Below are 22659 nucleotides of genomic sequence, written 5' to 3'. Positions count from 1 at the left end.
CGTCGCGGCATGCTCACGCCGCCAGCATCTCCTTCGCATGCCTGCGGGTGGTGGCCGTGATTTCGAGCCCGCCCAGCATGCGGGCCACTTCCTCGATGCGGCCGGGCTTGTCCAGCGGGGTGACGGCCGAAAGCGTGCCGCCGTTGCCGTCGCTCGCCTTCGAAACCTGGAAGTGATGATCGCCGCGTGCCGCCACCTGCGGCAGGTGCGTGACGCACAGCACCTGGCGCTCGCCGCCGAGCTGATGCAGCAGCCGGCCCACCACTTCCGCCACGCCGCCGCCTATGCCGGTGTCGACTTCGTCGAAGATCAGCGTGGGTGTTGGGCTCGCGGCGCTCGCGATCACGGCGAGCGCGAGGCTGATGCGCGCGAGCTCGCCGCCCGAAGCGATCTTCGCGAGCGGCCGCAACGGCACGCCCGCATGACCCGCGACGCGGAATTCGATCTGCTCCAGCCCGTGCGCGCCACCTTCCGCAAGCGGCACGAGCGCGACTTCGAAGCTGCCGCCCGCCATCGAAAGCTCCTGCATCCCCTGCGTGACCGCCACCCCAAGCGCCTTCGCCGCTTTTGCGCGGGCCTTGGAAAGCTGCTTCGCTTCGGCGAGATACGCCTCGTAGGCGCGGTCGGCGGCGGCGCGCAGGCTGTCGAGGTCCGCGGCGGCGTCGAGCGTGGCGAGTTGCGCGCGCCGCGCCGCGTGTTCTTCGGGCATCGTCCCGGGCTGCAGGCGGAACTTGCGGGCCGTCGAATGCAGCGCGTCGAGACGCTTTTCCACCTGGGCGAGCCGGTCGGGATCGAGTTCGAGCCGCTGCGCGTAGTGCGACAGCGAGTACGCCGCTTCCTGAAGCTGGATCGCCGCCGGTTCGAGCGCGGCGAGCGCGTCGCCTAGCGCCGGGTCGATTTCCGCCAGGTCGCGCAGCTTCGAGACGATGCTGTTCAGATGCGAAAGCATCGCCTCGTCGGATTCGGAGAGTGCGGTAAGCGCGCCCTGCACGCCGTCGATCAGGTTCGCCGAATGCGTGAGGCGCCGGTGTTCCGTGTTGATCTCTTCCCACTCGCCCGGCTGCGGCGCGAGCTTGTCGAGCTCCGCGAGCTGCCACGCGAGGCGCTCGCGTTCGAGCTGCAGTTCGCGGTCGCGCGACTGGGCGGTTTCCACGGCCTGGCGGGCGTCGCGCACCGTGCGCCACGCGCGGGTGACGGCGGCGGCGAGCTCGGTCAGGCCCGCATGCGTGTCGAAGAGCTCGCGCTGGGCGTCGGGACGCATCAGTAGCTGATGCGCGTGCTGGCCGTGGATGTCCACGAGCATCTCGCCAACCTCGCGCAGCTGCGTGAGCGTGGCCGGCGTGCCGTTGATGAACGCGCGCGAGCGGCCGCCGCCATCCACCACGCGGCGCAGCATCACGGTGTTTTCGCCGTCGGGGCTCGCGAGCGCCTGGTCGTCGAGCCATGAGGCGACGTGCGGCGGGACATCGAATTCGGCGGTGATGTCGGCACGGGTCTCGCCGGTGCGCACGACGCCTGCGTCGGCGCGGGCGCCGAGCGTCAGCGCGAGCGCGTCGATCAGGATCGACTTGCCCGCACCGGTCTCGCCGGAGAAAACGGAAAAGCCGTTGTCGAATTCGAGGTCGAGCGCCGCGACGATCACGAAGTCGCGAATCGAGAGATGGCGGAGCATGGAGTTTGGCTGCCTGCGGTTGGCGTGCGGTCGGAAAGATGAGCGGGCGCGCGGCGCGGTCAGCCTTCGGGATCGTCCTGAGGGATCGACGGATGCTCGTTCCAGTGCAGCTTCTTGCGCAGCGTCGCGTAATAGCTGTAGCCGACCGGATGCAGGAAGGGCACGGTATGGCGCGAGCGGCGCACTTCGATCACGTCGCCGAGTTCGAGCGAGGTGAACGACTGCATGTCGAAGTTCACGTTGACGTCGCGGCCCGCCACGATCTGAATGCTGACCTTGCAATCGTCGGGCAGCACGATCGGGCGGTTCGAGAGCGCGTGCGGCGCGATCGGCACGAGCACGAGGCCCTGCAGTTGCGGATGCAGGATCGGCCCCTGCGAGGAGAGCGCGTAGGCGGTCGAGCCCGTGGGCGTTGCGACGATCAGCCCGTCGGAGCGCTGGTTGTACATGAAGCGGCCGTCCACGTGCACGCGCAGCTCGGCCATGCCGGAGAAGCCGCTGCGGTTCACGACCACGTCGTTGAAGGCGAGCGCGTGATAGATCGGGTCGCCGTCGCGGGTGATGCGCGATTCCAGCAGCGTGCGCTCCTCGCGCTCGAACGAGCCGGCGAGCAGTTGCGGCACGATCTCCTGCATGTCCGAGAACGGGATGTCGGTGATGAACCCGAGCCGCCCGTGGTTGATGCCGATCAGCGGCGTGCGGTAGGGTGCGAGCTGGCGTCCGATGCCGAGCATCGTGCCGTCGCCGCCGAGCACGACCGCGACGTCCGCGCGCGCGCCGATCTCGGCGGCCTGGAGCGCGGGGTAGCCGGCGGCGCCGATCTCGTGGGCCGTCTGAGCCTCGAACACCACGTCGAAGCCCAGCTTCGAGATGGTCTGCGCGAGCGACATCAGCGGCTCGCCGATACCTTGCGTGTTGCTCCGGCCGACTAGCGCGACGGTCTTGAACTGGCTCTGGATCTTCTGGATTCGCATGCCGGCATTACACCATAGTCAGATCGTGAAAAGAACCTGGCGGTCCCCGGGAAGGCCGGACGGCGGTGCTTTGCGCATTTCCCGATAGAATCGGTGACGCGGTGATGACAACGCCGCGCGCCGCGCGCGGATGCCGCAAAAGCCTCGGAGCTCCGTTTCGCGCGAGCGGAGCGCACTCGCGGCCCGGCGGCCATTAGGCTAGAATTTTCAGTCATGCTAGATCCCCGCGCACAAACCCTCCTCAAGACGCTGATCGAGCGCTACATCGCCGAAGGCCAGCCGGTCGGCTCGCGCACGCTGTCGCGCTATTCCGGTCTGGAACTGAGCCCGGCGACGATCCGCAACGTCATGTCGGATCTGGAGGAGCTGGGACTCGTATCCAGCCCGCACACCTCGGCGGGACGCGTGCCCACCCCGCGCGGCTATCGCCTCTTCGTGGACACGATGCTTACCGTCGAGTCCGCCGCCGACGAAGAAGCGGTCACGCAGGCGGTCAAGACCACCCTGCGCCCCGGCGAGACGCAGAAAGTGGTGGCCGCGGCCGCCAGCGTGCTGTCCAATCTCACGCAGTTCGCGGGGGTGGTGCTGACGCCGCGCCGCAGCCACGTGTTCAAGCAGATCGAGTTCATGCGCCTTTCCGCCAGGCGAATCCTGCTCATCATCGTGACGCCCGAAGGCGACGTGCAGAATCGCATCATGGCGACGCAGCGCGATTTCTCGCCCTCCGAGCTCATCGAAGCCTCCAATTACATCAACGCGCATTTCGCAGGCCTCTCGTTCGACGAGGTGCGCCAGCGGCTGCGCGACGAAATCGACGCGCTGCGCGGCGACATGACCACGCTGATGCACGCCGCCGTGACGGCGAGCACCGACGAGTCCGACGTCGGTGAAACCGTGCTCATTTCGGGCGAGCGCAATTTGCTCGAAGTGGCCGACCTTTCGTCGGACATGGCGCGGCTGCGCAAGCTCTTCGACGTGTTCGACCAGAAGACGAGCCTCCTGCAACTGCTCGACGTATCGAGCCACGCACAGGGCGTGCAGATCTTCATTGGCGGCGAGTCGAATCTGGTGCCGATCGAGGAAATGAGCGTCGTGACCGCGCCGTACGAGGTCAACGGCAAGATCGTGGGCACGCTCGGCGTGATCGGCCCGACGCGCATGGCGTACAACCGCGTGATTCCCATCGTCGACATTACCGCGCGCCTCCTTTCGCTCACGCTCAGCCAGAACTGAGCCGCTCACGTTTTCATCATGGAGCAAACGCGCGCGGCGCGCCATTGGCCGAATGGCCGGCTGGGCGCGCACGACCCGGCCGCTATAATGGTTCCCTTGTGCAACCGTTGCTGCGCTCGATGGACTTGAGGCGCGGCGCAAGTCTTCGCCTATGCGTTTCGATCTGGAGCGGCCGCTGCAGTCCGCCGGCGCGCATCGCGTCGCCGTGCTGCTGATCAATCTGGGCACGCCCGACGCGCCCACGCCGCGCGCGGTGCGTCGCTATCTGGCGCAGTTTCTTTCCGACCCGCGCGTGGTCGAGATTCCTGCGCCCGTCTGGCAGGTCATCCTGCGCACGCTGATCCTGCCGCTGCGCGGACGCTCGTCGGCGAAGAAGTATGCGGCGGTCTGGACGCCCGAAGGCTCGCCGCTGCGCGTGCACACGCAAAAGCAGACCGACGGCCTGCGCCACCTGCTGCATGCGAACGACTATGCGGTCATCGTCGATTACGCCATGCGCTACGGCACGCCCGACATGCTCTCGGTGCTCCGGCAGCTCAAGCTGTCGGGCGCAGAGCGCATTCTGCTCGTGCCGATGTATCCGCAGTACTCCGCCTCGACCACGGCTACGGCATTCGACGCCGCGTTCGCCGCGCTCGGCCGCATGCGCAACCAGCCGGAAATCCGCACGGTGCGCGCGTATCACGACCATCCGGCCTACATCGCGGCGCTCGCGGCGCAGGTCCAGCAGTACTGGCAGGCGCACGGCCGGCCCGACTTCGCCGCGGGCGACCGCCTCGTGCTGAGCTTTCACGGTGTGCCTAGCCGCACGCTCGACCTTGGCGATCCGTATCACGACCAATGCCAGCAGACGGCATCGCTCCTCATGCACGCGCTCGAACTGACGCCGGTGGAATGCCGCGTCACGTTCCAGTCGCGCTTTGGCCGGGCGCAGTGGCTGCAGCCCTACACGGCGCCGACGCTGCGCGAACTCGGGCAGGGCGGCGTGCGGCGCGCCGACGTGTTCTGTCCCGGTTTTACGGCAGACTGCCTCGAAACGATCGAGGAAATCGGCATGGAAGTGCGCGACGAATTTTTGCATGGGGGCGGCAAGGCGTTTCACCGCATTCCCTGTCTGAACTCGTCGCCGGCGTGGATCGCCGCTCTCGGCGAAATCGTCGCCCAGAACCTGCAGGGCTGGCCGGTGCGGGCCGCGTCCCCGGCCGGCGCGCTCGCCTGAATCCGGCTCGGACGCTCTTCATCTTCATCGTATGAACTACAAGATCTCGACCGACCCGTCCGCGCGCCTGCGCATCGACAAGTGGCTATGGGCCGCCCGGTTCTTCAAGACCCGCTCGCTCGCGGCGGACGCCGTCGGCAAGGGGCACGTGCGCATCGGCGGCGCGGTGGTGAAGGCGTCGAAAGAGGCGCGCGTGGGCGAACTCGTCGAAATCGAGATCGACCATGTGCTCTGGGAGGTCGAGGTGCTGGGTTTGTGCGACGTGCGCGGCCCGGCTAGCGTCGCGCAAACCCTCTACGCGGAAACGCAGGCAGGGCGCGAGCGGCGCACAGCGGAGCAGGAGCGCAGGCGGCTCTTTCGCGAGCCCGCGGCGGTGCTGCACGGACGGCCGACGAAGCGCGACCGACGCACTATCGACAAACTTGGGCGTGAGGGTTGAACAGCGCTTCCATGGCGGCATGAACGCCGCCATATTCGGTCGTGTTGTCGGTTACGGCGCCCGACATGCAGATGGTGGTGGTTCCGGCAATGAGTACCAGCGCGACCACCGATATTGCAAAGGTCAGTTTCACGGTACTCCCCCGGGAGAAATGCACGGCGAAAACGGCCAGCTCGGTGTTGGGTACGGGTCTCAGACGCACTTGCAGGGTCAGGGTAAACGTGGTCCGAGCAGTACCTGTTCCTGAGTGTAGGTCAGGCGAGCGGCGCACTCAATTTCATTTTTGCGGCGCCGCAGTAATGGTTGTAACGGCCAGTTTCCCAAGTCTGAAAAATTGTAAAAAAGCCGCAAAAAACCCTTGAAATCGGCAATCCGGCACCCAAGTGCAGTCGCAACATGCAAAGCGGGTGTCGTGCCGGAGCAACATGGTGCGAACTACCGGGCAGGGTGCCCGGGGCTTTGCTCCTTTTTTGATTATCCAACCACGTTCAGCGACATGGAAAACACGCAAGAGAACCCGACGAGCCAGAATCCCACGCCCGCGGACGAGGCGTCGCAAACCGGCGCGCCGGCGCAGCCCGAAGCGGCTGCTGCAGAGTCGGCGCAGGGCGGCGTGGACGCTGCGCTGGCCGAAGCGCAGGCGAAGATCGCCGAGTTGCAGGATGCGTTCGTCCGCGCGAAGGCGGAAACCGAGAACGTGCGCCGTCGCGGCCAGGAAGATGTCCAGAAGGCACACAAGTTTGCCATCGAGAGTTTCGCCGAGCACCTGCTGCCGGTCGTGGACAGCCTCGAAGCGGCCGTCACGCATAGCTCGGACGACCTCGCGAAGGTGCGCGAGGGCGTCGAACTGACGCTGCGGCAACTCGCCGGCGCCCTCGAAAAAGGCAAGGTGCTGGCTATCAACCCGGTGGGCGAGAAGTTCGACCCGCATCGCCACCAGGCCATTTCGATGGTGCCGTCGGAGCAGGAGGCGAACACTGTCGTCGCCGTGCTGCAGAAGGGCTACGTGATTGCCGACCGCGTGCTGCGTCCGGCGCTCGTCACGGTCTCCCAGCCGAAGTAAGCGAGATGAAAGTGTTCACGCCGAACCGTCCCGGTTGCGGCGTGGCGATTGAAAAAAATTAATAACCGGATAGCGCCCAGGGTCTTGAAAACGCCTCAGTGGCACTTATTTGGGCAGCAGTTCCGGATTAAAGCGAACGGGCAGCGCAAAGCGCAGGCGCCGTTCGCACAGCGACCAATTATTGGAGATTAGCTAAATGGGCAAAATCATCGGCATCGACCTCGGCACCACGAACTCGTGCGTGGCGCTGATGGAAGGCAACCAGGTCAAGGTGATCGAAAACTCGGAAGGCGCCCGTACGACGCCGTCGATCATCGCCTACATGGACGACAACGAAGTGCTGGTCGGCGCGCCGGCCAAGCGCCAGTCGGTCACCAACCCGAAGAACACGCTGTACGCCGTCAAGCGCCTGATCGGCCGCCGCTTCGAAGAAAAGGAAGTGCAGAAGGACATCGGCCTGATGCCCTACAAGATCGTCAAGCACGACAACGGCGACGCGTGGGTCGAAGCCCACGGCACGAAGCTCGCGCCGTCGCAGGTTTCGGCCGAAGTGCTGCGCAAGATGAAGAAGACCGCTGAAGACTACCTCGGCGAGCCGGTCACCGAAGCCGTGATCACGGTTCCCGCGTACTTCAACGACAGCCAGCGTCAGGCCACCAAGGACGCCGGCCGCATCGCCGGTCTGGAAGTCAAGCGCATCATCAACGAACCGACGGCAGCCGCACTGGCTTTCGGCCTCGACAAGGCCGAAAAGGGCGACCGCAAGATCGCCGTGTTCGACCTGGGCGGCGGCACGTTCGACATCTCGATCATCGAAATCGCGGACGTTGACGGCGAAATGCAGTTCGAAGTGCTCTCGACGAACGGCGACACGTTCCTCGGCGGCGAAGACTTCGACCAACGCATCATCGACTACATCATTGGCGAGTTCAAGAAGGAGCAGGGCGTCGACCTTTCGAAGGACGTGCTCGCGCTGCAACGCCTGAAGGAAGCCGCTGAAAAGGCCAAGATCGAACTGTCGTCGGGCCAGCAGACCGAAATCAACCTGCCGTACATCACGGCGGACGCCTCGGGTCCGAAGCACTTGAACCTGAAGATCACGCGCGCCAAGCTGGAAGCGCTCGTGGAAGACCTGATCGAGCGCACCATCGAGCCGTGCCGCGTGGCCATCAAGGACGCGGGCGTGAAGGTCAGCGACATCGACGACGTGATTCTCGTCGGCGGCCAGACGCGTATGCCGAAGGTGCAGGAGAAGGTGAAGGAGTTCTTCGGCAAGGACCCGCGCCGCGACGTGAACCCGGACGAAGCCGTGGCCGTTGGCGCCGCGATTCAAGGCCAGGTTCTGTCGGGCGACCGCAAGGACGTGCTGCTGCTCGACGTCACCCCGCTCTCGCTCGGTATCGAGACGCTCGGCGGCGTGATGACGAAGATGATCAACAAGAACACCACGATCCCGACGAAGCACGCTCAGGTGTACTCGACGGCGGACGACAGCCAGTCGGCCGTGACGATCAAGGTGTTCCAGGGCGAGCGCGAAATGGCAGCGGGCAACAAGCTGCTGGGCGAGTTCAACCTGGAAGGCATTCCGCCCGCACCGCGCGGCGTGCCGCAGATCGAAGTGACCTTCGACATCGACGCGAACGGCATCCTGCACGTGGGCGCGAAGGACAAGGCCACCGGCAAGGAAAACAAGATCACCATCAAGGCGAACTCGGGTCTTTCGGAAGCCGAAATCGAGAAGATGGTGAAGGACGCCGAAGCGAACGCGGAAGAAGATCACCGTCTGCGTGAGCTGGCCGATGCGCGCAACCAGGGCGATGCCCTCGTTCACAGCACGAAGAAGGCCGTGGCCGAATACGGCGACAAGATCGAAGCCAGCGAGAAGGAAGCGATCGAAGCCGCGCTGAAGGACCTCGAAGAAACGCTGAAGAGCTCGTCGGCCGACAAGGCGACGATCGAGGCGAAGGTCGAGGCGCTGTCCACCGCTTCGCAGAAACTCGGCGAAAAGATGTACGCCGACATGCAGGCGCAGCAGGCAGGCGCGGCAGCAGGCGCCGCGGGCGCAGGCGCGGAGCAGGCCAGTGCGCAGAACAGCGCCGACGACGTGGTCGACGCCGAGTTCAAGGAAGTCAAGAAGGACTAAGTTGTTCGGTCCGTACCCGCGCCGGGCGGGTCGCGGCGGCGAACCGGGGCCTCGCACGAGGTCCGCGCCGCGGCGGGAATGTTCGGCGCAGGATGGCCGCATCGGTTACGATGCGGGCAGCATTGCTTAACGCCTGGCGAGCCTTTTTGGCTCTCCGGGCACATTTGTTTTATGGAGGCCGTTCCCGACAGGGGCCGCTGGACGCGTCGCAGCAGGGTGCAACGGCGTTTCCGGTGGTGAACGGGACGGCAAACGGGTCACGAGATCCAGCATTCATGAGGAGCCGGCCGCACGAGCGCGTGCGGGACCGGCGTTGAACCGATATGGCGAAACGGGATTACTACGAGGTTCTGGGCGTCGCGAAGAACGCGAGCGACGACGAAATCAAGAAGGCGTATCGCAAGCTGGCGATGAAGTACCACCCCGACCGCAATCCGGACAACAAGGATGCGGAAGAGCATTTCAAAGAGGTGAAGGAAGCCTATGAAATGCTGTCGGACTCGCAAAAGCGTGCGGCCTACGACCAGTACGGGCACGCGGGCGTCGATCCGAACATGGGCGGCGCGGGTGCGCAGGGCTTCGGCGGTTTCGCGGACGCATTCGGCGATATTTTCGGCGACATCTTCGGCCAGACGGCAGGCGCCCGCGGCGGCGCGCGCAGCGGCCCGCAGGTGTATCGCGGCGCGGATCTGCGCTACAGCATGGAAATCACGCTGGAGCAGGCCGCGCACGGCTACGAGACGCAGATTCGCGTGCCGGGCTGGAGCAGTTGCGAGGTCTGCCACGGCTCGGGCGCGAAGCCCGGCACCAAAGCGGAAAGCTGCCCGACCTGCCACGGCTCGGGTTCGGTGCGCATGTCGCAGGGCTTCTTCAGCATTCAGCAGACCTGCCCGAAGTGCCACGGCACGGGGTCGTACATTCCCGAGCCCTGCACGAACTGCCACGGCGCGGGCAAGGTGAAGGAAACCAAGACGCTCGAAGTGAAGATCCCGGCGGGCATCGACGACGGCATGCGCATCCGCTCGGCCGGCAATGGCGAGCCGGGTATCAACGGCGGACCGGCGGGCGATCTCTACGTCGAGATCCATATCAAGTCGCACCCGGTGTTCGAGCGCGACGGCGACGACCTGCACTGCCAGATGCCGATTCCGTTCACCACGGCGGCGCTGGGCGGCGAGATCGAAGTGCCGACGCTCGCGGGCCGCGCGACCTTCCCGGTGCCCGAGGGCACGCAGTCGGGCAAGACGTTCCGCCTGCGCGGCAAGGGCATCAAGGGGCTGCGTTCGAGCATCGCCGGCGATCTGTACGTGCACGTGCAGGTCGAAACGCCGGTCAAGCTCACCGACCAGCAGCGCGATCTGCTCCAGCAGTTCGAGAAGTCGCTCGTGGAGGGTGGTTCGCGCCACAGCCCGCAGAGCAAGAGCTGGTTCGACCGCGTGAAGAGCTTCTTCGACTGAGCGGGTGATACGCCGGTGGCGGGTAAGTAACGTACGCGCCGCCGGCCTTGCAGCAGGTAGCGTTTATGGCAGTGAATGACGGCGGCGCGGTGTTCGCGCTGCTCGACGATGGCGATTCGACGCCCGCGCGCCGCACGAGTCGCCTCTATACGGGGTTCGCGCGCGAGCGCGTGTGCAGCCGGGCGCAGGATCTCGACGCGGTATGCCGCACGGTGGAAGGCGACCTGCGCGCGGGGCTGCATGCTGTCGTGCTCGGCGATTACGATTTCGGGCGCGATCTGCAGTTCGCGAAGCAGGCGAGCGGCGCCTCTGACGATACTTTGGGAACGCAGCACGGCCAGGCCGCGCTGCGTTTTTTATTGTTCGAGCGTTGCGAGCGGTTTTCGCGCGACGAAGCCGGTGCCTGGCTGGCGGCGCGCGAAGGTGCCGAGACCCCGGCGCCAGCCGGCATCGCGGGCGTCGTGCCCGGCGTCGACCGCGACCAGTTCGAACGCGGCATCGAGGCCGTGCACGCGGCGCTGCGTGCGGGCGATTCCTATCAGATCAACTACACGTACCGGCTGCAATTCGAGGCATTCGGGCCGCCGGTCGCGCTCTATCGGCGCCTGCGCGAGCGGCAGCGCGTTCCGTTCGGCGCATTGATCGCGTTGCCGGGCGACCGCTGGGTGTTGTCCTGCTCGCCCGAATTGTTCGTCGAGAAACGGGGCGATACGCTGCGCGCGCGCCCCATGAAGGGCACGGCGGCGCGCTCGCCGGATCCGGTCGATGACCTGGCCGCTGCGCAGTTTCTCGCCAACGACCCCAAGAATCGCGCCGAAAACGTGATGATCGTCGATCTGCTGCGCAACGATCTCTCGCGTGTCGCGCAGACCGGTTCGGTGCGCGTGCCCGCGCTCTTCAGCGTGGAGTCTTACGCGTCGGTCTGGCAGATGACTTCGACGGTCGAGGCGAAGGTGCGCGAGCGCACGTCGTTTGCTGGGATCATGCGCGCGCTCTTTCCCTGCGGCTCGATCACGGGCGCGCCCAAGCACCGTACGATGGAGCTGATCGACGCGATCGAGCATGGTCCACGCGGCCTCTATACCGGGACGATCGGCTGGCTTGACGCAGCGAAGGGCGACGACGCCTGCGGCGACTTCTGCCTTTCGGTCGTGATCCGCACCTTGACGCTCGATGCGCCCGCGGTGCCGGCCGGGCTGCGGCGCGGCGAGATGGGCGTGGGCGCGGGCATCGTGCTCGACAGCGTCGCCGCCGACGAATACGAGGAGACACGTTTGAAAGCCCGCTTCCTGACCGGCGCCGACCCCGGCCTCGAACTGTTCGAAACGATGTACGCGACGCGTGCGGAGGGCGTGCGCCATCTGGAGCGTCATCTCGCCCGGCTGGCGGCGGGCGCTGCGTGGCTAGGCTTCGCGTGCGATACCGACGACTTGCGCGCGCGCTTGGCCGAGACCTGCGCCGCGTTCCCCGATGGCGTCGCGCACCGCCTGCGCGCCGCCCTTGGCAAGGACGGCGCGGTGCAGCTGACCGGCGCGCCGCTTGCGCCGCTGCCGGAAGGGCCCGTGGGCGTGATGCTCGCGCCCGACCGCGGCTTCGCGCCGGTGGCTTCCGCCGATGCGTTTCTGCTGCGCAAGACCACGCGCCGCGCCGGGTTCGACCGTGCGTGGCGCGAGGCCGAGGCGCAGGGAGGCTTCGACATGCTGTTCTTCAACGAGCGTGGCGAGCTGACCGAAGGCGGGCGCTCGAACGTGTTCGTGAAGCGGGACGGAACGTGGTGGACGCCGCCGCTTTCCGCGGGCGTATTGCCGGGCGTGATGCGCGGCGTTTTGCTCGACGACGAAACGTTCGGTGCGAAAGAGCGCGTATTGATCCGCGAAGACGTGCTGCGGGCCGAAGCGCTGCTGCTGACGAACGCGCTGCGTGGCGCGCTTCCCGCGCGGCTGATCTGACGCCGATGCAGGCGTCACCATGAAAGAAGGGCGCGGCGCCGCATGGCCCGCGCCCTTCGTCTTCAGGGTCGCCTGCTGTTACTGAAACGCGTGCTCGGGCCCCGGGAACGAGCCGTCTTTCACCGCTTTCACATACGCGCCAACGGCGGCTTCGATGCTCGGCTGGCCCTGCATGAAATCTTTCACGAATTTCGGCCGCTTGCCGGGGAAGATGCCGAGCATGTCGTGCAGCACGAGCACCTGGCCCGAGCAGTCCACGCCGGCGCCGATGCCGATCGTCGGAATGCGCAACTGCTTCGTGACCGTCGCGCCGAGCGCCGAAGGCACGGCCTCGATCACCACGAGCTGCGCGCCCGCCGCCTCCAGCGCCTGCGCGTCGCGCACCATCTGCGCCGCGCCGCTCTCGGTCTTGCCCTGCACCTTGAAACCGCCAAAGGCATGCACCGACTGCGGCGTGAGGCCGATATGGGCGCACACGGGCACGGCGCGTTCGACCAGCATCTTCACCGTGGGTGCAAGCCATTCGCCGCCTTCGATCTTCACCATCTGCGCGCCTGCGCGCATCAGCTTGACCGAGCTGGCGAACGCGTCTTCGGGCGTGCCGAAGGTGCCGAACGGCAGGTCGGCGACGATCAGCGCGGACGGCTGCGCGCGCGCGACGCAAGCCGTGTGATAGGCGATTTCGTCCAGCGAGACGGGCAGCGTCGTCGTCTGGCCTTGCAGCACGTTGCCGAGCGAGTCGCCGATCAGCAGCACGTCGACGCCCGCGCGGTCGCATAGCGACGAGAAGCTCGCGTCGTAGCACGTGAGCATGGCGATCTTTTCGCCGGCGTCGCGCATGGCCTGGAGTTTGGGCACGGTCACGGCGCTGCGGCTCGTTTCCTGCAGGTAAGTCATGAGGGAATCCGTCTGGAAAGGAAAACGGGAAGGGGCCGCTGCTTTGGCGTCGACCTGGCAGAGTCGACCTTGCGTCGACGTCAGCGCGGCATGCCCTTGACGAAGGACTCCTTGCGCCCGCGCATCGTCTCGATCCTCTCGGCGACAAGCGCAAGGTCCGCATCGGAGTCGAGCGGGTTCAGGTGTTCGGCGCCGACGGTCAGCACCGGCGCATGGTCGTAATGATAGAAAAATTCGTTGTAGCTGTCGCAGAGGGCCCGCAGGAAGGCGTCCGAGATCGGCAGCTCGGCGGGGTTCGCTCGCTTCTGGATGCGCGCGTAGAGCACTTCGGGGCTCGCCTGCAGATAGACCACGAGGTCCGGCGGCGGCGCGTTCGCGACGAGCCGCGCGGCGAGCGCGCGGTAGAGCGGCAACTCGTCTTCGGCGAGCGTGAGGCGTGCGAACAGGTCGTCGCGCCCCGCGACGAAGTTCGTCACGAAGGGTTTGCCCGCGGCGCGCAGGGCTGCGACGTCGCGCGCGAGCCGCTCGCGCTGCAGCGCGAAATGCAGTTGCGCGGCGAGTCCGTGCCGCGACGGGTCGCGGTAGAAGCGCTCGAGAAACGGGTTGCTCGCGTTCGATTCGAAGAGCGTCTGCATCGACCAGCGGTCGGCGAGGCGCGTGGCCAGCGCCGTCTTGCCCGCGCCGATCGGTCCTTCGATGGCGATGTGCGCGAGCGCTGGGCGGGCCGCGCGTGTGACCGGGGCGAGTGGCGGCGTGTTCATCATGGGCAGGTGCGGCCCGGCGCGGGGGCGTTCGGCGACGTATCCGCCACGATGTCGGCGGGGGCGGCGGCCGGTGCGGCGCCCATGCACTGGCACGGTGGTTTGACTTTCTCGATGCGCTGGTCGGCGACGGCCGGGAGCCATGCGCTCGCGGGGCCGTGGCCGGGAATCGCGAGGTTCGGGTCGATCTCGACGGCCGGCACGAGCACGAACGCACGGCCCGTCATGCGCGGGTGCGGCACGGTCAGGTCGGGTTCGTCGATTACGGCGTCGCCGTAAAGCAGGATGTCGATGTCGAGCGTGCGCGGCGCGTTGCGAAACGGGCGCTCGCGGCCGAAGTGGTGTTCGATGCGCTGGCACAGGGCCAGCAGTTCGCGCACGCCAAGGCGCGTTTCGAGCTTCACGACGCAGTTGAAATAGTCGTCGCCGCCCGCGTCGACGGGCGCGGTGCGGTAAAGATTCGACTTCGCGAGCACGGCGAGGGTGTGCTGCTGTGCAAGACACACCACCGCGTCTTTGAGGGTCTGGCGCGCATCCCCCAGATTCGCGCCAATTCCCAGCCAGGCAACCGTCATGGCTTCACTTCCTGCGACTGTCGTTTCCGGTTCGTCCATTGCACCATGGTCCGGCGGCATGCGGCGCTCCCGCAGTCAGTCCTCGAAGGGACCGTCGTGGTCCGCGCGCGCCGGCGCTTCCGCGCCTTCGCCACTTTCTTCACCGCCTGCTGCGCCCTCGGCCGTCTTGCGGTTCTTCGCTCCGCCACGGCGGCGGCGCTTGCGCGGCGCACGTTCCTTGCCGCCCTGGGAGAGGAGCGCTTCGCGCGCGGCGAAATCGCCGTCGATGAAATCGGTCCACCATTGCCCGATTTCCTCGTCGAGCTCGCCCGACTCGCAGCGCAACAGGAGGAAATCATACCCCGCTCTGAAACGCGGGTGTTCCAGCAGCTTGATCGCGCTGCGGCCGCGCTTTTCGAGGCGCTGCTGCAGCCCCCAGATCTCGCGCATGTCCGACGAGTAGCGGCGATGGATCGCGAGCTTCTCCGTCTGGACGTCGATCACGTCGTCCATCGCGCGGTGGATGGCCGGCACCGGGTACTCGCCCGCGGCCGTGTACTGCTGCCAGCGCTGCTGGACGTCGTGCCACAAGAGCGTCGCGAACAGGAAGCCCGGCGAAACCGGCTTGCCGGCGCGCACGCGCGCGTCGGTGCTCGAGAGCGCGAGCGAGATGAAGCGCTCGCCCTGCGGCTCTTCCAGAATCACGTCGAGGAGCGGCAACAGTCCGTGATGCAGGCCTTCCTTGCGCAGCCACTTGAGGCATTCGAGCGCGTGGCCCGAGAGCAGCAGCTTGAGCATCTCGTCGAAGAGACGCGCGGCCGGGACGTTGTTGATGAGGTCGGCGAGTTCCTTGATCGGCTCGCGCGTCCGCTCCTCGATCTCGAAGTCGAGCTTCGCGGCGAAGCGCACCACGCGCATCATGCGCACCGGATCTTCGCGGAACCGCGTGGCCGGGTCGCCGATCATCCGCAACAGGCGCGCGCGCATGTCGGCCATCCCGTTGTGATAGTCGAGCACGGTCTGCGTGGCCGGGTCGTAGTACATCGCGTTGATCGTGAAGTCGCGGCGCGTGGCGTCTTCGTGCTGCTCGCCCCAGACGTTGTCGCGCAGCACGCGGCCGCTCGCGTCCACCGCGTGGGTCTTGCGGTCGAGTTCGTCGCGGCGCAGGCGCCTGTTACCCGGACTGCCGCCCGGAGCGCCCAATCCGTCCGGCGCGGGCTCGGCGGCCGGCGGGGCGTCCACCAGCGCGCGGAACGTCGAGACTTCGATGATTTCCTGGCCGAACTGCACGTGCACGATCTGGAAGCGCCGGCCGATGATGCGCGCGCGGCGGAACAGCTTCTGCACCTGGTCGGGCGTGGCGTCGGTGGCGACGTCGAAGTCCTTCGGCGCGATGCCCAGCAGCAGGTCGCGCACGGCGCCGCCCACGATGAACGCCCGGAAGCCCGCCTGCTGCAGACCGTCGGTCACGCGCACCGCGTTCTTCGAGATGAGCGAGGGATCGATGCCGTGGATGTCGGCCGAGAGGATGACCGGCGTGGCCGGATCGGCGCTCTGGCCGGAACTGCCCTTGCCGGCGCCTTTCGCGCTGCGGGACTTTGGCCCGCGAATCGTCTTGTCGTCGGTGCCGGCGGCCGGCTTGCGGGCCGTTCGGGTGGAAGCGCGGGCGGGGGCGGCATTTTCGGCCACGGCGCCCGGTGTATCGACGCCCGGCGTTTCGGCGGCGGTTTCGGGGGCGCTGTCCTGGCCGAACAGCTTGCGGATGAATTTCTTGATCACGAGGCCTGGAACAAATCGAGAATGGGCCAGCCAGCCGTTTGCGCGTGCGCGCGCAGGGTGGCGTCGGGGTTCGTCGCGATCGGGTCGGTGACCTTTTCGAGCAACGGAATGTCGTTGTGCGAGTCGCTGTAGAAGTAGCTGTGCTCGAAGTCCGACCAGGTTTTGCCGAGCGAGGCGAGCCAGGCTTCGGTGCGCACGATCTTGCCCTCGCGGTAGCTGGGCGTGCCCGTCGGGCGGCCCGTGTAGGCGGAGTCGGGGTGGCCGTCCACTGTTTCGACCTCGCAGGCAATCAGCTTGTCCACGCCGAACACCTCGGCGATCGGGCCCGTGATGAACTCGTTGGTCGCCGTGACCATGCAGCAGAGGTCGCCCGCGTCCCGGTGCTTGCGCACGAGCTCCATGGCCGCCGGCACGATCGCCGGCCGGATGACTTCGTGCATGTACTGGTCGTGCCATGCCTTGAGCTGCGCGCGCGGGTACTTCGCGAGCGGCGTGAGCATGGCGACGAGATAGGCGTGGATGTCCAGCACGCCGGCCTTGTAGTCGGCGAAGAAGCGGTCGTTCTGCTTCGCGAAGCTCTCGGCGTCGACAATGCCGAGTTTCACCATGAAGCGGCCCCATTCGTGGTCGCTGTCGGTGGGGATCAGCGTGTGATCGAGATCGAAAAGTGCAAGATTAGCCATGGGCGCTCATTTTACTTGAAGCGGGTCAACCCGTTGCCGGTGCCGGCTTCGGAGGGCGGGTGGTGCGGTTCAGGAGCCGGAGCGGGGCTGCTCGCGGTTTCGGGGGGCGCGGTGTCCCCGGCCTCGGGGCGTGGCGGCGCTGTGTTCGTGGCGGCGGCGTCGGAGGAGGCGGCCGCACCATCGGGCGTCATACCGGGGGCCTGCGCACCGGCGGCGCCGGCGTCCGGCACGCTACCGGGCGCGGCGGCTTCGAGGTCGCCGCTGAGTTCGCCGTTCAGCTCGCCGCTGACGTCGGCCTCGACCTCGCCGGTCAAGGCGCCGCCCAGTTCTCGGTCGACGACGTCGCGAAACGGAGCGCCCAACTCGCCGTCGACGTTGTCGGTGGGCGTCACGAAGGGAACCGGTTGCGGCGCGCGCGCGTGCGCCGCGGGCGGGCGCGGCGGTTCGTACGGGGCCGCGGCTTGCTCCGGGTTTTCGGCAGACGGCGCATCGTGCGCCGGCTCGCCGGCGTCGTCGGCGGAGACCGGCGGCGCCGGATCCGGCAGATCAGGCGCACCGGGCTCGCCGCCGTCGCCGAAGTCGAATGCGTCGCCGGCATCGCTCGCGCCGCCGACGGGTTCGCCCGCAAGCTCCGCCGTCGCCGCCGCATCCTCCTGCGACGGCACGCCCGCGGCCAGCATCGTGCGCAGGAGCGGCAGCGTCACCGCACGCTTCTGTTCGAGCGAGAAGCGGTCGAGGGCGTCGAGCAGTGCCATCAGGCTCGGCATGTCGCGGCGAAAGTGCGTGAGCAGGTAGGCGGGCACGTCGTCGGCGAGCGCAATGCCGCGCTCGCGCGCCGCGCGCTTGAGCACGGCGGATTTGCCCTCGTCGGAGAGTGGCGCGAGGTGGAACACGAGCCCCCAGCCGAGCCGCGTGCGCAGGTCCTCGCGCACCGCGAGCCCCATCGGCGCCGTGTTGCCGGTCGCCACGAGCGCGCTGGTGGGATGCGCGCGCACCTCGTTGAAGAGGTTGAAGAGCGCGATCTGCTGGGCGCCCGAGAGCGCATCGCAGTCGTCCACGGCGTAGATCGCGACGCGCGGGTCGAAGCCGAACGCCGCGAGCGCGCTTTGCGGCCCGAGATAGCGCGCGTGGCCGGGCGGCGCTTCGTGCACGAGCGCGTGCAGCAGATGGCTGCGCCCGTTGCCGGGCTCGCCCCAGATATAGAACGTGCGATCCGCGACCGGGCCGCCGGCGAGCGCGGCATCGAGCCCGCGCAGGCGCGCGACCAGCTCCGCGTTGGCGGCGGTGTGGAAGTTGTCGAAGGTCGAAGGCGGCGGGGTGCCGAGATCGAGCGTTAACTGTCGCTGCACGGTGGTTTCAGGCGTAATTCAGTTCACTGGCGCGGCCTTGCCCGGCTCGGGAGCCCAGGCGCGTTCCCACCCGGGACCGCGCGCGGAGACAGCGTGAAAGTCGGTGTATCCGACGACAAAACGCGGTGACAAAACTCGGCGACAAACGAGGGTTTCCGGTCGTTGGGCGGCCCGCGGTCCGTGCCGGGTGCCGTATTGGGCACCGCGGTTGCCACCGCAGTTGTCACCTTGGTTGGCAGATTTCTCGACCTGGCCACGGCGGTGGGGCGCCGTCAATCGGTTAAAATCGCATTTTACCGACCTTCTGGCACTTCCCCATGAATCAACCGAAATCCGACCAGGGCGCAGGCGCCCAGGGCCTCTCGTACCGCGACGCCGGCGTGGACATCGACGCAGGCGACGCGCTCATCGACCGCATCAAGCCCTTTGCGAAGAAGACGCTGCGCGAAGGCGTGCTGGGCGGGATCGGCGGATTCGGTGCGCTCTTCGAAGTGTCGAAGAAGTATAAGGAGCCGGTGCTCGTTTCGGGCACCGACGGCGTGGGCACCAAGCTGCGCCTTGCCTTTCATCTGAACAAGCACGACACGGTGGGCCAGGATCTCGTCGCCATGAGCGTGAACGACATCCTCGTGCAGGGCGCCGAGCCGCTCTTCTTCCTCGACTACTTCGCGTGCGGCAAGCTCGACGTCGATACGGCGGCGACGGTCGTGAAGGGCATCGCCTACGGCTGCGAGCTGTCGGGCTGCGCGCTGATCGGCGGCGAGACGGCGGAAATGCCGGGCATGTACCCGGACGGCGAATACGACCTCGCCGGTTTCGCGGTGGGCGCGGTCGAGAAGAGCAGGATCATCGACGGCAGCACGATTGCCTCGGGCGACGTGGTGCTGGGCCTCGCGTCGAGCGGCATCCACTCGAACGGCTTCTCGCTCGTGCGCAAGATCATCGAGCGCGCGCAGCCGGACCTGAATGCCGACTTCGACGGCCGCACGCTGGCCGACGCGCTCATGGCACCTACGCGCATCTACGTGAAGCCGCTGCTCGCGCTGATGGAGCAGGTCAAGGTGAAGGGTATGGCGCACATCACGGGCGGCGGCCTCGTCGAGAACATTCCGCGCGTGCTGCGCGAGGGCCTCACGGCCGAGCTCGACCATCGCGCCTGGCCGCTGCCGCCGTTGTTCACGTGGCTGCAGAAGCATGGCGGCGTGGCCGATTCGGAAATGCACCGCGTGTTCAACTGCGGCATCGGCATGGCCGTGATCGTGTCGGCCGACCAGGCCGACCAGGCCGTCGGGCTGCTGTCGGCAGCGGGCGAGCAGGTCTGGAAGATCGGCATCGTGCGCGAGAGCAAGGCAGGGGAAGCGCAGACGGTCGTGATCTGACCGGTCGCGTGCGGCTTGCGTTCGCGCGAGCCGCCACGGCGTTCGCGGAACGCCACAAAAATACGGCCAGCGCGATGCTGGCCGTTTTCCTTTGCGCTGTCTTTGTGCGTAGATCGCGTTACAGCACCGTCCGCACGTGCCAGAGCTCGGGGAACAGCACGACGTCGAGCATCTTGCGCAGGTAAGGCGCCCCGTTGGTTCCGCCGGTGCCCTGCTTGAATCCGATGATGCGCTCGACTGTCGTGACGTGCCGGAAGCGCCACTGGCGGAAGGCGTCTTCGAGATCCACGAGCTCCTCGGCCATCTCGTACAGATCCCAGTACTGCGAAGGATTGCGATAGACCTCGAGCCAGGCGGCTTCGACGGTGGCGTCATGTTCCGTCTGCAGCGTCCAGTCGCGTGCGAGCCGCTCGGGCGCGATCGCGAACCCGCGCCGGGCGAGCAGGCGAATCACTTCGTCGTAGAACGACGGCGCTTCGAGCGTCGCCTTCACTTGCGCGAGAATTTCGGGCCGGTGCTCGTGCGGCTTGAGCATCTGCACGTTCTTGTTGCCGAGCAGGAACTCGATCTGCCGATACTGGTACGACTGGAATCCCGACGAACTGCCGAGGTAGGGACGCATGGCCGTGTACTCGGAGGGCGTGAGCGTCGAGAGAACGCTCCACGCCTGCACGAGCTGCTCCAGGATCCGCGACACGCGCGCGAGCTGCTTGAACGCGGGCGGCAGTGCATCGCGATGCACGTTCGCGAGCGCCGCGCGCAGCTCGTAGAGCGCGAGCTTCATCCAGAGTTCGCTCGTCTGATGCTGCACGATGAACAGCATCTCGTTGTGGTCCGGCGAGAGCGGATGCTGCGCGTTGAGCACGGCGTCGAGCGCCAGGTAGTCGCCGTAGCTCATCGACTTCGAGAAGTCGAGCTGGGCGTCGTGCCAGCCTTCGCCGGATTCTGCCGCCCCACCGGGAGCCGGCGCCGAAGCGGGCTGAGACGCAGGCTGTGAAGCGGACTGTGAAGCGGCCGCCGTGCCGCCGAAAGGACAGCCGCCGCGCGGCGCGCTGGGGGTGACGCCCGTCTCGGGCATGCCGGGAACCTGCATGTGATCGGTCATTTCCGTCTCCTCAGGTCACCGCGCCGCGTGCGGCAAATTCGGGCGCACGCCAGTGCTCGCCGGCGAGGACGTCGCGCAGCGTCTCGACGGCGTCCCACACATCGACGTAACGCACGTAGAGCGGCGTGAAGCCGAAGCGCAGCACGCGCGGTTCGCGGTAGTCGCCGATCACGCCGCGCGCGATCAGCGCCTGCATCACCTCGTAGCCATGCGGATGCTCGAAGCTCACATGCGAGCCGCGTTGCGCATGCTCGCGCGGCGTGACGAGCGTGAGATCGAGGCCCGCGCAGCGCGTTTCGACGAGCTCGATGAAGAGGTCGGTGAGCGCGAGCGACTTGCGGCGGATGGCCTGCATGTCGGTCTGCAGGAACACGTCGAGTCCGTTTTCGACGAGCGCCATCGAAACGATCGGCTGCGTGCCGCACAGGAAGCGGCCGATGCCGTCGTCCGGGCGGTAGTCGGGGCTCATCTCGAACGGCTTCTTGTGGCCCCACCAGCCCGAGAGCGGCTGCGAGAACGCATTTTGATGATGCTTCGGCACCCAGATGAAGGCGGGCGAGCCGGGGCCGCCGTTGAGGTACTTGTACGTGCAGCCCACCGCGTAGTCGGCGTTCACGCCGTTCAGGTCCACGGGCACGGCGCCGGCCGAGTGCGCGAGGTCCCACAGCGCGAGCGCGCCGCGCGCGTGGATCAGTTCCGTGAGCGCTCGCATGTCGTGCATGTAGCCCGTGCGGTAGTTCACGTGCGTGATCATCGCAATGGCCACGTCGTCGGTGAGGGCGGCGGGGAGTTCGGCCGGGTCGTCCACGAGACGCAGCTCGTAGCCGCGGTCGAGCTGCTCGATCAGACCCTGTGCGATGTAGAGGTCGGTGGGGAAGTTCGAGCGCTCGGAGACGATCACGCGGCGCTTCGGATCGCGTTCGTTCTGCAAGCGCAGCGCGGCCGAAAGCGCCTTGAACAGGTTCACCGAGATCGTGTCGGTGACGACTACCTCGTCCTCGGCCGCGCCGATCAGCGGGGCGAGCTTGTTGCCGAGGCGGCGCGGCAGCGCGAACCAGCCCGCGGTGTTCCAGCTGCGGATCAGGCCGTCGCCCCATTCGCCGCCGATCACGGCCTGCGCGCGCGCAGCGGCGGCGCGCGGCGGCACGCCGAGCGAGTTGCCGTCGAGGTAAATGGTGTCGCGGGCGAGCGCGAACTGGTCGCGCAGCGCCGCGAGCGGGTCGGCGCGGTCGGCTGCCTGGGCGTCGTTACGGTGGTTCATGGAGGTCATGGGAGTGGGGGCTTCGGTATCCGGGTTGAATCGGTGTCGTGCGAGGTCGGGTCGCGGGTCAGGCGCTCAGGCCGTGCGCGGCAGCGCGCGCAGCACGGCCCGCACGGGGCTTGCGTCGAGCGTCGCGAACTTGAGCGGCAGCGCGATCAGTTCGTAGTCGCCGGGCGCGACGGCGTCGAGCACGATGCCTTCGAGGATCGCCATGCGGTGCGCGCGAATGCGGTGATGCGCGTCCATCGTTTTCGACTCCTGCGGGTCGAGCGAGGGCGTGTCGATGCCGATCAGGCGCACGCCACGTGCGGCGAACAGATCGATCGTTTCCGGCGCGACGGCACAGAACGTGCTGTCCCAACGCTCCACGGGGGCCTGTTCATAGGTGCGCAGCAGGACGCGTTGCGGCACCCCGTCGATTGCATGCTCCACGTGCGCCGGCCGCACGAGCGGCGCCGCGCCGATGCAGTGAATCACGCGGCACGTACCGAGATAGGCGTCGAGCGGCACCGCGCCGATCGGCGCGCCGTGCTCGTCGTAGTGGAGCGGGGCGTCGGTGTGCGCGCCCGTGTGCGGCGAGAGCGTCAGGCGCGCCACGTTCACGGGCGAGCCGGCCTCCATGCGCCAGACGCGCTCGACGCTAACCGGCGTGTCGCCTGGCCAGACGGGCGTCCCGGGATGGATGGGGGGAGAGATGTCCCAGAGGTCGTTCATGTTTTTGATCCGCATTCGCTGCTTGTGC

19 protein-coding genes and 1 pseudogene are annotated in these 22659 nt (G+C 67.2%); 8 read left to right on the top strand and 12 right to left on the bottom strand.

What is annotated here, in order from left to right:
• Window positions 1-13 precede the first annotated feature (13 nt).
• The gene (gene recN / locus WJ542_RS00735; RefSeq protein ID WP_411186966.1) at window positions 14-1672 is read right to left on the bottom strand and encodes a DNA repair protein RecN; all 1659 of its coding nucleotides are present in this window, start codon (window positions 1670-1672) and stop codon (window positions 14-16) included.
• A 59-nt stretch (window positions 1673-1731) separates the two neighbouring features.
• Window positions 1732-2646, bottom strand: a complete 915-nt coding sequence (locus WJ542_RS00730; RefSeq protein ID WP_411186964.1) for an NAD kinase — start codon at window positions 2644-2646, stop codon at window positions 1732-1734.
• 213 nt (window positions 2647-2859) lie between these two features.
• On the opposite strand from WJ542_RS00730, the gene hrcA reads away from it, so the two are divergent.
• The 3 genes from hrcA (at window position 2860) to WJ542_RS00715 (ending at window position 5537) form a co-directional block, all read left to right on the top strand.
• Window positions 2860-3879, top strand: coding sequence for a heat-inducible transcriptional repressor HrcA (hrcA, locus tag WJ542_RS00725; RefSeq protein ID WP_411186962.1), 1020 nt, complete (start codon window positions 2860-2862; stop codon window positions 3877-3879).
• 151 nt (window positions 3880-4030) lie between these two features.
• The gene (hemH, locus tag WJ542_RS00720) at window positions 4031-5098 is read left to right on the top strand and encodes a ferrochelatase (protein WP_411186960.1); all 1068 of its coding nucleotides are present in this window, start codon (window positions 4031-4033) and stop codon (window positions 5096-5098) included.
• A gap of 31 nt (window positions 5099-5129) precedes the next feature.
• Complete coding sequence (locus WJ542_RS00715) at window positions 5130-5537, top strand: RNA-binding S4 domain-containing protein (protein WP_411186958.1); 408 nt, start codon at window positions 5130-5132, stop codon at window positions 5535-5537.
• Here WJ542_RS00715 and WJ542_RS00710 read toward each other — a convergent pair.
• The gene (locus WJ542_RS00710) at window positions 5509-5670 is read right to left on the bottom strand and encodes a hypothetical protein (RefSeq protein ID WP_169740126.1); all 162 of its coding nucleotides are present in this window, start codon (window positions 5668-5670) and stop codon (window positions 5509-5511) included. The two genes, WJ542_RS00715 and WJ542_RS00710, sit on opposite strands and share 29 nt — an antisense overlap.
• Window positions 5671-6033: 363 nt before the next feature.
• Here WJ542_RS00710 and grpE point away from each other — a divergent pair, with 363 nt between their 5' ends.
• From grpE to pabB, 4 genes are all read left to right on the top strand, one after another.
• Complete coding sequence (grpE, locus tag WJ542_RS00705; protein ID WP_411186956.1) at window positions 6034-6600, top strand: nucleotide exchange factor GrpE; 567 nt, start codon at window positions 6034-6036, stop codon at window positions 6598-6600.
• A gap of 196 nt (window positions 6601-6796) precedes the next feature.
• Window positions 6797-8743 carry a molecular chaperone DnaK gene (dnaK, locus tag WJ542_RS00700; protein ID WP_411186954.1) on the top strand — a complete coding sequence of 649 codons (1947 nt, stop codon included), beginning with the start codon at window positions 6797-6799 and terminating at the stop codon, window positions 8741-8743.
• Window positions 8744-9066: 323 nt separating this feature from the next.
• Window positions 9067-10200, top strand: a complete 1134-nt coding sequence (gene dnaJ / locus WJ542_RS00695) for a molecular chaperone DnaJ (RefSeq protein ID WP_411186952.1) — start codon at window positions 9067-9069, stop codon at window positions 10198-10200.
• Window positions 10201-10265: 65 nt separating this feature from the next.
• Window positions 10266-12149, top strand: coding sequence for an aminodeoxychorismate synthase component I (pabB, locus tag WJ542_RS00690; RefSeq protein WP_411186950.1), 1884 nt, complete (start codon window positions 10266-10268; stop codon window positions 12147-12149).
• Window positions 12150-12227: 78 nt separating this feature from the next.
• On the opposite strand, the gene panB is transcribed toward pabB, so the two are convergent.
• The 6 genes and pseudogenes from panB to hda form a co-directional block, all read right to left on the bottom strand.
• The gene (gene panB / locus WJ542_RS00685; protein WP_411186948.1) at window positions 12228-13046 is read right to left on the bottom strand and encodes a 3-methyl-2-oxobutanoate hydroxymethyltransferase; all 819 of its coding nucleotides are present in this window, start codon (window positions 13044-13046) and stop codon (window positions 12228-12230) included.
• 80 nt (window positions 13047-13126) lie between these two features.
• Window positions 13127-13807: a deoxynucleoside kinase gene (locus WJ542_RS00680; RefSeq protein ID WP_411190439.1), complete on the bottom strand. Its 681-nt coding sequence runs from the start codon at window positions 13805-13807 to the stop codon at window positions 13127-13129.
• Complete coding sequence (folK, locus tag WJ542_RS00675; RefSeq protein WP_411190438.1) at window positions 13807-14382, bottom strand: 2-amino-4-hydroxy-6-hydroxymethyldihydropteridine diphosphokinase; 576 nt, start codon at window positions 14380-14382, stop codon at window positions 13807-13809. The genes WJ542_RS00680 and folK overlap by 1 nt, the downstream gene beginning before the upstream one ends.
• 75 nt (window positions 14383-14457) lie before the next feature.
• Window positions 14458-16140 carry a polynucleotide adenylyltransferase PcnB gene (gene pcnB / locus WJ542_RS00670; protein ID WP_411186946.1) on the bottom strand — a complete coding sequence of 561 codons (1683 nt, stop codon included), beginning with the start codon at window positions 16138-16140 and terminating at the stop codon, window positions 14458-14460.
• Window positions 16137-16823 (bottom strand): histidinol-phosphatase, encoded by a 687-nt coding sequence (locus WJ542_RS00665; protein WP_411186944.1) that lies wholly within the window; start codon window positions 16821-16823, stop codon window positions 16137-16139. The genes pcnB and WJ542_RS00665 overlap by 4 nt, the downstream gene beginning before the upstream one ends.
• A 641-nt stretch (window positions 16824-17464) precedes the next feature.
• Window positions 17465-18172, bottom strand: a pseudogene (gene hda, locus WJ542_RS00660) (DnaA regulatory inactivator Hda); the annotation flags it as partial.
• A 317-nt stretch (window positions 18173-18489) separates the two neighbouring features.
• Here hda and purM point away from each other — a divergent pair.
• Window positions 18490-19551: a phosphoribosylformylglycinamidine cyclo-ligase gene (gene purM / locus WJ542_RS00655; protein WP_411186942.1), complete on the top strand. Its 1062-nt coding sequence runs from the start codon at window positions 18490-18492 to the stop codon at window positions 19549-19551.
• A gap of 118 nt (window positions 19552-19669) precedes the next feature.
• Here purM and kynA read toward each other — a convergent pair whose 3' ends face one another.
• From kynA to kynB, 3 genes are all read right to left on the bottom strand, one after another.
• Window positions 19670-20656 carry a tryptophan 2,3-dioxygenase gene (gene kynA, locus WJ542_RS00650; protein ID WP_411186940.1) on the bottom strand — a complete coding sequence of 329 codons (987 nt, stop codon included), beginning with the start codon at window positions 20654-20656 and terminating at the stop codon, window positions 19670-19672.
• 10 nt (window positions 20657-20666) lie between these two features.
• Window positions 20667-21917, bottom strand: coding sequence for a kynureninase (kynU, locus tag WJ542_RS00645; RefSeq protein ID WP_411190437.1), 1251 nt, complete (start codon window positions 21915-21917; stop codon window positions 20667-20669).
• A gap of 75 nt (window positions 21918-21992) precedes the next feature.
• Complete coding sequence (kynB, locus tag WJ542_RS00640; RefSeq protein WP_411186938.1) at window positions 21993-22631, bottom strand: arylformamidase; 639 nt, start codon at window positions 22629-22631, stop codon at window positions 21993-21995.
• Window positions 22632-22659 lie beyond the last annotated feature (28 nt).

Origin of the sequence: Paraburkholderia yinzeri (assembly GCF_046581065.1) — a bacterium.
In the GTDB taxonomy this organism is placed as follows: Bacteria; Pseudomonadota; Gammaproteobacteria; order Burkholderiales; family Burkholderiaceae; genus Paraburkholderia.
This window is presented reverse-complemented; position numbering and strand designations above follow the sequence as displayed.

Coding starts and splice junctions, on each gene's coding strand:
- folK (WP_411190438.1), bottom strand. CDS start 14,382: ATGACGGTTGCCTGGCTGGGAATTGGCGCGAATCTGGGGGATGCGCGC.
- grpE (WP_411186956.1), top strand. CDS start 6,034: ATGGAAAACACGCAAGAGAACCCGACGAGCCAGAATCCCACGCCCGCG.
- pabB (WP_411186950.1), top strand. CDS start 10,266: ATGGCAGTGAATGACGGCGGCGCGGTGTTCGCGCTGCTCGACGATGGC.
- WJ542_RS00680 (WP_411190439.1), bottom strand. CDS start 13,807: ATGAACACGCCGCCACTCGCCCCGGTCACACGCGCGGCCCGCCCAGCG.
- WJ542_RS00715 (WP_411186958.1), top strand. CDS start 5,130: ATGAACTACAAGATCTCGACCGACCCGTCCGCGCGCCTGCGCATCGAC.
- recN (WP_411186966.1), bottom strand. CDS start 1,672: ATGCTCCGCCATCTCTCGATTCGCGACTTCGTGATCGTCGCGGCGCTC.
- WJ542_RS00730 (WP_411186964.1), bottom strand. CDS start 2,646: ATGCGAATCCAGAAGATCCAGAGCCAGTTCAAGACCGTCGCGCTAGTC.
- kynU (WP_411190437.1), bottom strand. CDS start 21,917: ATGAACCACCGTAACGACGCCCAGGCAGCCGACCGCGCCGACCCGCTC.
- kynA (WP_411186940.1), bottom strand. CDS start 20,656: ATGACCGATCACATGCAGGTTCCCGGCATGCCCGAGACGGGCGTCACC.
- dnaK (WP_411186954.1), top strand. CDS start 6,797: ATGGGCAAAATCATCGGCATCGACCTCGGCACCACGAACTCGTGCGTG.
- hrcA (WP_411186962.1), top strand. CDS start 2,860: ATGCTAGATCCCCGCGCACAAACCCTCCTCAAGACGCTGATCGAGCGC.
- WJ542_RS00665 (WP_411186944.1), bottom strand. CDS start 16,823: ATGGCTAATCTTGCACTTTTCGATCTCGATCACACGCTGATCCCCACC.
- hemH (WP_411186960.1), top strand. CDS start 4,031: ATGCGTTTCGATCTGGAGCGGCCGCTGCAGTCCGCCGGCGCGCATCGC.
- kynB (WP_411186938.1), bottom strand. CDS start 22,631: ATGAACGACCTCTGGGACATCTCTCCCCCCATCCATCCCGGGACGCCC.
- panB (WP_411186948.1), bottom strand. CDS start 13,046: ATGACTTACCTGCAGGAAACGAGCCGCAGCGCCGTGACCGTGCCCAAA.
- purM (WP_411186942.1), top strand. CDS start 18,490: ATGAATCAACCGAAATCCGACCAGGGCGCAGGCGCCCAGGGCCTCTCG.
- dnaJ (WP_411186952.1), top strand. CDS start 9,067: ATGGCGAAACGGGATTACTACGAGGTTCTGGGCGTCGCGAAGAACGCG.